Below are 6,896 nucleotides of genomic sequence, written 5' to 3'. Positions count from 1 at the left end.
GGCTTGCTCGCGAAGGCGTCATAACTTCCAACATCTATGTTGGCTGTTACATCGCCTTCGCGGGCAAGCCTCGCTCCTACACTGGACTTGTGTTGGCTTTCAGGGCCGGGTTATTGCTTTTCCAGTAACCACTTGCGATCACCCGGCGTGAACTGAGGCATTTCATCCGCCTGAGCCGTGTTCACTGCCTGCAGAATCTCCAGTTCCTTGCCCTTGCGCGCAAAGATCCAGGTATTGCCCTGGCCGTTCACTTGCAGCCACATGTTGTCATTGCCGCCGCTCATCGACGCGCAATCGCCCGCCAGGCAAAGGGCATATCGATCGGCACCCGGCAGTCCGGCAACCTGGCCATCGGCCTGGAATTGCACGGTATTGCCTTCGCCCGGACCGTTGACGATTTTCCAGCTGCCGCCCATGTAGGCGGTGTACAGCGCGCGTTCGAAGCTCGCGCCAATCGGTGCGCCATCCGGGACCGGAATCAACGCGCGGTCAAAGACCTGCTCCGGCTCGTTTTCGCTGGCGGCCTGGCTCAGTTGCTTGCCGTCACGCTTCAGTTCGCTGGCGGAGCTGCCATAAAAGTCGACTTTCCAGGCGCCGGACGCTTCGCCCAGCAGCTTGCCGTCGACGTTTTCAAAACCGTTGGTGTAGCGGGCCTGAGCGGCCTTGGTGTTGACGTCCCATTCCAGGTTCGGGCCATAAGCCTGGAGCGCTTCACGCAGGGGGCCACCTTTGGACGCAGCGTCGATCGCCACCTGATTGATCCAGGTGCCGCTGATGTCACGATCGGCAGGGTTGCTGGCACAACCGCCCAAGAGTAGGGCGACCAGCGAGAGAGCTAGCGCATGGCGCATGGTGGAATCCTTTCAGAAACGAAGTCGACGCAACCTTGAAAAGGCTGCGCCGGATGTATTACTCGATGACCAGAATGGCATCCATTTCAACCTGCGAACCCTTTGGCAGGGCGGCTACGCCGATGGCGGCGCGGGCAGGGTATGGCTGGTCAAAGTACTTGCCCATGATCTCGTTGACCTTGGCGAAGTGGCTCAGGTCGGTGAGGAAGATGTTCAGTTTGACGATGTCCTTGAACGAACCGCCAGCGGCTTCGGCCACGGCTTTGAGGTTCTCGAACACCTGGACGGTCTGGGCTTCGAAGCCTTCAACCAGTTCCATGGTTTTTGGGTCCAGAGGAATCTGGCCCGACATGTAGACGGTGTTGCCAGCCTTGATCGCCTGGGAGTAAGTACCGATGGCAGCCGGGGCCTTGTCGCTGGTGATAACAGTCTTGGTCATGAATGACTCCTTGTAATAGTGGGCTTAGGCGCGCATGCGGGTGATGCGGATCACCCCGGTCAACGCACGCAGTTTCTTGATCACACGGGCCAGGTGCACGCGGTCGTGCACGCTGACCACCAGTTGGACCACGCTGATGCGACCATCGCGTTCGTCCATGCTGATTTTCTCGATATTGCCGTCGGCCGCGTTGACGCTGCTGGCCAGCAGGGCGATCAGGCCGCGCTGATGTTCCAGTTCGACGCGCAGCTCGACGTTGAATTCGCCGGTGACATCCTTGGCCCACGAGAGCTGGATGCATTTTTCCGGGTTGTGACGGATTTCGCTGATGTTGCGGCAGTTGTCCAGGTGCACGACCATGCCTTTGCCGGCGGACAAGTGACCAACAATCGGGTCGCCCGGGATTGGCGTGCAGCACTTGGCGTAGCTCAGCACCAGGCCTTCGGTGCCGCGAATCGCCAGCGGGCCTTCCGCGCTAGGCAGTTGTTCGCCTTCGCCCAGCAGGCGGCGGGCGACCACATAAGCCATGCGATTGCCCAGGCCGATGTCTTCGAGCAGGTCTTCGATCAGTTCCAGGCGGTATTCGGTGAGCATCGCCTTGACGCGCTCGGCCGGGACCTTGTCCAGGGTGCTGTCGAAGCCGTTGAGCACCTTGTTCAGCAGGCGTTCGCCGAGGCTGATGGATTCGGAGCGGCGTTGCAGTTTCAGTGCATGGCGGATGTGGGTCCGTGCCTTGCCCGTGACCACGAAGTTGAGCCACGCCGGGTTCGGCCGGGCACCGGGAGCACTGACGATCTCGACCGTGGAGCCGCTTTGCAGCGGTTCGGACAGCGGTGCGAGACGACGATTGATCCGGCAGGCGATGCAGCTGTTGCCCACGTCGGTGTGCACCGCGTAAGCGAAGTCGACCGCCGTGGAGCCTTTGGGCAGCTCCATGATCCGGCCTTTGGGCGTGAAGACGTAGACCTCGTCCGGGAACAGGTCGATCTTCACGCTCTCGATGAATTCCAGCGAGTTGCCGGCCCGTTGCTGCATTTCCAGCACGCCTTTGACCCACTGGCGGGCGCGGGCGTGAGTGCCTTTTGGCTGCTCGTCGCCGCTGGATTTGTACAGCCAATGGGCGGCGATGCCGTTGTTGGCCATCTCTTCCATTTCACGGGTGCGGATCTGGATCTCGATCGGAACACCGTGCATGCCGAACAGCGTGGTGTGCAGCGACTGGTAGCCGTTGGCCTTGGGAATCGCGATGTAATCCTTGAAGCGTCCCGGCAACGGTTTGTACAAATTATGCACAGCACCTAGCACGCGGTAGCAGGTGTCGACCTTGTCGACGATGATCCGGAACGCATAGACGTCCATGATCTCGTTGAAGGCCCGACGCTTGCCGCGCATTTTCTTGTAGATGCCGTAGAGGTGTTTCTGACGACCGCTGACCTCGCCCTGGATGCCATCGATGGCCAGGCAGTGGCTGAGGGACTCTTCGATCTTGTTGACGATTTCCTTGCGGTTGCCCCGGGCGCGTTTGACGGCCTGGTTGATCCGTGCGGAACGCATCGGGTGCATGGCCTTGAAGCCGAGGTCTTCGAATTCTATGCGGATGGCGTGCATGCCCAGCCGGTTGGCGATGGGCGCATAGATTTCCAGGGTTTCCTTGGCGATCCGCCGACGCTTTTCACCGGACAGGACTTCAAGCGTGCGCATGTTGTGCAGGCGGTCGGCGAGCTTGACCAGGATCACGCGAATGTCGCGCGCCATGGCCATGGCCATTTTCTGGAAGTTTTCGGCTTGTGCTTCGGCCTTGGTCTCGAAGTTCATCTGGGTCAGTTTGCTGACCCCGTCTACCAGTTCGGCCACGGTTTCGCCGAACTGCGCTTGCAGCGCTTCCTTGGCAATACCGGTGTCTTCGATCACGTCATGCAGCATCGCCGCCATCAGGCTCTGATGGTCCATGTGCATGTCGGCAAGAATGTTCGCCACCGCAAGAGGATGCGTGACGTACGCCTCACCGCTGCGGCGGCGTTGGCCGTCGTGGGCTTGTTCGGCGTAGAAGTACGCTCGGCGGACCAGGTTGACCTGGTCCTTGCCGAGGTAGGTCGATAAGCGATCGGCGAGGGCGTCTATGCTCGGCATGATGACTCCTGCCGTTCGCTGTGACCCCGCGCCGTGCTACGTCGACCAGGCATAGGCTTAGACTGCCTCGTTGGACTCGTCCTCGAACGCTGCGAACAGCGGTTCGTCTTCGACGATTTCAGCATTGGCGATGAACTCGTAGCTCATCAGGCCTTCGGCGATTTCACGCAAGGCTACAACGGTAGGCTTGTCGTTTTCCCACTGTACCAGTGGCTCTTTGCCGCCGGTGGCCAGTTGACGGGCACGCTTGGTGGACAGCATGACCAGTTCAAAACGGTTTTCCACGTGGTTCAGGCAGTCTTCAACGGTTACGCGGGCCATGGTATTCCTCGGAGCGAATGCAATATGCGCGCTGCCCGGGTGGGCGAGCGGACTGAACAGTTTAAAAAATCACCAGCGATTAGGGAAGCGCTGATTTTTTGACCAAGCCCTTCAACGCGCTGCAAGTGCCAATGTAAAGCCCTTGCAGCGGTTTTGGGAAGGGCTGTTTAGCCGAGCAATTCAGCCAAAAGTTTTCCGTTGCGCTGCTGCTGACGCTTCTGATGCAGCTGATTGGCACGGAAAATCGCCTGCAAATCCTTCAGCGCATGGGCGAAATCGTCATTGATGATCAGGTAGTCGTAGTCGACGTAGTGGCTCATTTCGCTGACGGCTTCGCGCATCCGGCCTTCAATGACCTCGTCACTGTCCTGGCCGCGATTGTTCAGGCGCTGATGCAAGGCTTGGAGAGAGGGCGGCAGAATGAAGATCGAACGGGCCTGAGGCATCAATTTGCGCACTTGCTCGGCACCTTGCCAGTCGATTTCCAGAATCAGGTCGTGGCCTTCGTCCAGGGTCTGCTGCAGGTGGCTTTGCGAGGTGCCATAGAGGTTGCCGAACACTTCGGCGCGCTCGAGGAAATCCCCGTGCTCGATCATCTTCACGAACTCGCCGCGTTCGACGAAGTGATAGTTCACGCCATTCACTTCACCGGGGCGCATGGCGCGGGTGGTGTGGGAGACCGAGACGCGGATCTCCTGATCAGCGTCGGTCAGGGCCTTGACCAGGCTGCTCTTGCCCGCGCCCGAAGGGGCGGAAATGATGTACAGGGTGCCGGTGCTGTGGGTCATGTCGGGGTTGCCTTACTCAATATTCTGCACTTGTTCGCGCATCTGCTCGATCAACACTTTGAGGTTGACCGCCGCTTGGGTGCTGCGCGGGTCGAAGGCTTTGGAGCCCAGTGTGTTGGCTTCGCGGTTGAGCTCCTGCATCAGGAAGTCCAGGCGCCGACCGGCAGCGCCGCCGGACTTGAGTACCCGGCGAACTTCAATGATGTGAGTGCTCAAGCGATCCAGTTCTTCGGCGACGTCGCTCTTTTGCGCGAGCATGACCATTTCCTGCTCGAGTCGCTGCGGGTCCATCTCGGCTTTCATGTCGGCAAAGCGGTCGAGGACTTTCTGGCGTTGGGTGGCGAGCATCTGCGGGACCAGTTCGCGCAGGGTCACCACATCTTCTTCGATGGAGGTGAGGCGATCATTGATCAACCGGGCCAGCTCCGCGCCTTCGCGCTCACGGCCGGCCTTGAGTTCTTTCAGACCTTCATTGAACAGCGCCAGTGCTTCGGCATTCAAGGCTTGCGGGTCAGCGGCGTCGCCCACCAGAACGCCAGGCCAGGCCAGGACTTCCAGCGGATTCAATGCGGCGGGATTCTTGATCAGGCCGGCGATGGTCTCGGCGGCAGCGACCAATTGCGCGGCACGCTCGCGGTCCACTTGCAGGGGTTTGTCGGTGTTTTCTTCGGTGAAGCGCAGAGTGCATTCGAGCTTGCCCCGGGATATCCCCTGGCGCAGCGCTTCGCGGACCGCACCTTCGAGGTCGCGAAACGACTCCGGCAGGCGCAAATGGGGTTCCAGGTAGCGGCTGTTGACCGAGCGCAATTCCCAGCTCAGGGTGCCTTGGGCGCCGGCTTTTTCAACGCGGGCGAAGGCGGTCATGCTGTGCACCATGGAGGTACCTCGCAATTCAGGTTTGCGTTACCAAAGGTTTCGCGAGACCCGATATCTGTGAATTAAAGCCGACAGGCAGCAAAGGCGCAGGATTGTAGCGCAGTGGGGCGGATGCGCCCAAACACACGGTGTGACAAAGGGCTGCAGGCCGTCGGTAAAGCGCTGTTCTAAGCTCTAGTCAGCGCCTTCAATCGTCGGACGGATTTTTTAGAAGTGCCCAGTCTTGGCGCGCGGCTCTATAATGCTCGGCAGTTTTCCGTCCTCCGTACAGGTATTCCCTATGAAACGTCCAAGTGGTCGCGCTGCCGATCAGCTCCGCTCGATCCGCATTACCCGCAACTACACCAAACACGCCGAGGGATCTGTACTGGTCGAATTCGGTGATACCAAAGTCATCTGCACGGTCAGCGTCGAGAATGGCGTACCGCGTTTCCTCAAGGGCCAGGGCCAAGGCTGGTTGACCGCGGAATACGGCATGCTGCCGCGCGCCACTGGCGAGCGTAACCAGCGTGAAGCGAGCCGTGGCAAGCAAGGCGGCCGCACCCTGGAAATCCAGCGTCTGATCGGTCGCTCGCTGCGTGCTTCGCTGGACATGTCCAAGCTGGGCGACGTCACCCTGTACGTCGACTGCGACGTGATCCAGGCCGACGGTGGCACCCGCACCGCATCCATCACCGGCGCCATGGTTGCGCTGGTCGATGCCTTGAAAGTGATCAAGAAGCGCGGCGGCCTGAAAGGCGGCGACCCGCTCAAGCAAATGATCGCGGCCGTTTCGGTGGGCATGTACCAGGGCGAGCCTGTGCTCGACCTCGACTACCTGGAAGACTCGGCTGCCGAGACTGACCTGAACGTGGTGATGACCAGCACTGGCGGCTTCATCGAAGTCCAGGGCACTGCCGAAGGCGCGCCGTTCCAGCCGGAAGAGCTGAACGCTATGCTTGAACTGGCGAAGAAAGGCATGACCGAGATCTTCGAACTGCAAAAGGCCGCACTGGCCGACTGATCGGATGTTCCACGCAAGGAGGACACCATGAGTGACGAGCAGCAGCTACTTCCCATCCCGAGCAAAGAGGCTCGGCAGTGGGCAATGTTTTGTCACTTGTCCGCGTTGCTGGGAATCTGGATTCCGTTCGGTACGCTGATCGGCCCGCTGATCCTCTGGCAGATGAAGCGCGAGATGGACCCGTTTGTCGATGCACAGGGCAAGGAGGCGCTGAACTTTCAGATCACCGTCGCCATTGCTTCTGCCATCTGCTTCCTGCTGATGGTGGTGATCATCGGGTTCTTCCTGTTCGGTCTGGTGGCGATTGGTGCGTTGGTACTGACGATCATCGGTGGTGTGAAAGCCAATGAAGGGGTGCCGTATCGGTATCCGTTCACCTGGCGGTTGATCAAGTAGCCACCGCTGTCCCGTAGGAGCGAGGCTTGCCCGCGAATTGAGGCGCCTCGGTCTGTCAGGAACAGCGCGTTATCGTTCTTCGCGGGCAAGCC

The 6,896-nt window shown here is 59.9% G+C and carries 8 protein-coding genes; 2 read left to right on the top strand and 6 right to left on the bottom strand.

The genetic code is table 11. From position 1 onward, the window contains the following. Positions 1–110: 110 nt before the first annotated feature. The 6 genes from QMX98_RS30760 to QMX98_RS30735 all read right to left on the bottom strand — a co-directional run bounded on the left by QMX98_RS30760 (position 111) and on the right by QMX98_RS30735 (position 5,405). A complete protein-coding gene (locus QMX98_RS30760; protein WP_172791931.1) occupies positions 111–851 on the bottom strand; it encodes a hypothetical protein in 741 nt (246 codons plus the stop codon). 58 nt (positions 852–909) lie between these two features. Further along, positions 910–1,290 (bottom strand): RidA family protein, encoded by a 381-nt coding sequence (locus QMX98_RS30755; protein ID WP_003229509.1) that lies wholly within the window; start codon positions 1,288–1,290, stop codon positions 910–912. A gap of 24 nt (positions 1,291–1,314) precedes the next feature. Beyond that, on the bottom strand, positions 1,315–3,420 hold the full coding sequence (gene spoT / locus QMX98_RS30750; protein WP_282411879.1) for a bifunctional GTP diphosphokinase/guanosine-3',5'-bis pyrophosphate 3'-pyrophosphohydrolase: 2,106 nt from the start codon (positions 3,418–3,420) through the stop codon (positions 1,315–1,317). Between the two features lie 57 nt (positions 3,421–3,477). Continuing rightward, complete coding sequence (gene rpoZ / locus QMX98_RS30745; RefSeq protein WP_007894670.1) at positions 3,478–3,741, bottom strand: DNA-directed RNA polymerase subunit omega; 264 nt, start codon at positions 3,739–3,741, stop codon at positions 3,478–3,480. Between the two features lie 167 nt (positions 3,742–3,908). Continuing rightward, positions 3,909–4,529, bottom strand: a complete 621-nt coding sequence (gene gmk, locus QMX98_RS30740; protein ID WP_010465215.1) for a guanylate kinase — start codon at positions 4,527–4,529, stop codon at positions 3,909–3,911. A 12-nt stretch (positions 4,530–4,541) separates the two neighbouring features. Continuing rightward, positions 4,542–5,405: a YicC/YloC family endoribonuclease gene (locus QMX98_RS30735; RefSeq protein ID WP_077748577.1), complete on the bottom strand. Its 864-nt coding sequence runs from the start codon at positions 5,403–5,405 to the stop codon at positions 4,542–4,544. A gap of 280 nt (positions 5,406–5,685) precedes the next feature. Here QMX98_RS30735 and rph point away from each other — a divergent pair, with 280 nt between their 5' ends. After that, the gene (rph, locus tag QMX98_RS30730; protein ID WP_010465211.1) at positions 5,686–6,408 is read left to right on the top strand and encodes a ribonuclease PH; all 723 of its coding nucleotides are present in this window, start codon (positions 5,686–5,688) and stop codon (positions 6,406–6,408) included. Positions 6,409–6,435: 27 nt separating this feature from the next. After that, the gene (locus tag QMX98_RS30725) at positions 6,436–6,804 is read left to right on the top strand and encodes a DUF4870 domain-containing protein (protein ID WP_010465209.1); all 369 of its coding nucleotides are present in this window, start codon (positions 6,436–6,438) and stop codon (positions 6,802–6,804) included. Positions 6,805–6,896: the final 92 nt, after the last annotated feature.

The sequence above is a fragment of the Pseudomonas sp. PS02303 genome (assembly GCF_029959925.1).
In the GTDB taxonomy this organism is placed as follows: Bacteria; Pseudomonadota; Gammaproteobacteria; order Pseudomonadales; family Pseudomonadaceae; genus Aquipseudomonas; species Aquipseudomonas mandelii.
This window is presented reverse-complemented; position numbering and strand designations above follow the sequence as displayed.

Bases quoted from the DNA above. Each gene is read 5' to 3' on its own strand.
- QMX98_RS30735 (WP_077748577.1), bottom strand. From the start codon at position 5,405: ATGGTGCACAGCATGACCGCCTTCGCCCGCGTTGAAAAAGCCGGCGCC.
- spoT (WP_282411879.1), bottom strand. From the start codon at position 3,420: ATGCCGAGCATAGACGCCCTCGCCGATCGCTTATCGACCTACCTCGGC.
- QMX98_RS30760 (WP_172791931.1), bottom strand. From the start codon at position 851: ATGCGCCATGCGCTAGCTCTCTCGCTGGTCGCCCTACTCTTGGGCGGT.
- gmk (WP_010465215.1), bottom strand. From the start codon at position 4,529: ATGACCCACAGCACCGGCACCCTGTACATCATTTCCGCCCCTTCGGGC.
- rpoZ (WP_007894670.1), bottom strand. From the start codon at position 3,741: ATGGCCCGCGTAACCGTTGAAGACTGCCTGAACCACGTGGAAAACCGT.
- rph (WP_010465211.1), top strand. From the start codon at position 5,686: ATGAAACGTCCAAGTGGTCGCGCTGCCGATCAGCTCCGCTCGATCCGC.
- QMX98_RS30755 (WP_003229509.1), bottom strand. From the start codon at position 1,290: ATGACCAAGACTGTTATCACCAGCGACAAGGCCCCGGCTGCCATCGGT.
- QMX98_RS30725 (WP_010465209.1), top strand. From the start codon at position 6,436: ATGAGTGACGAGCAGCAGCTACTTCCCATCCCGAGCAAAGAGGCTCGG.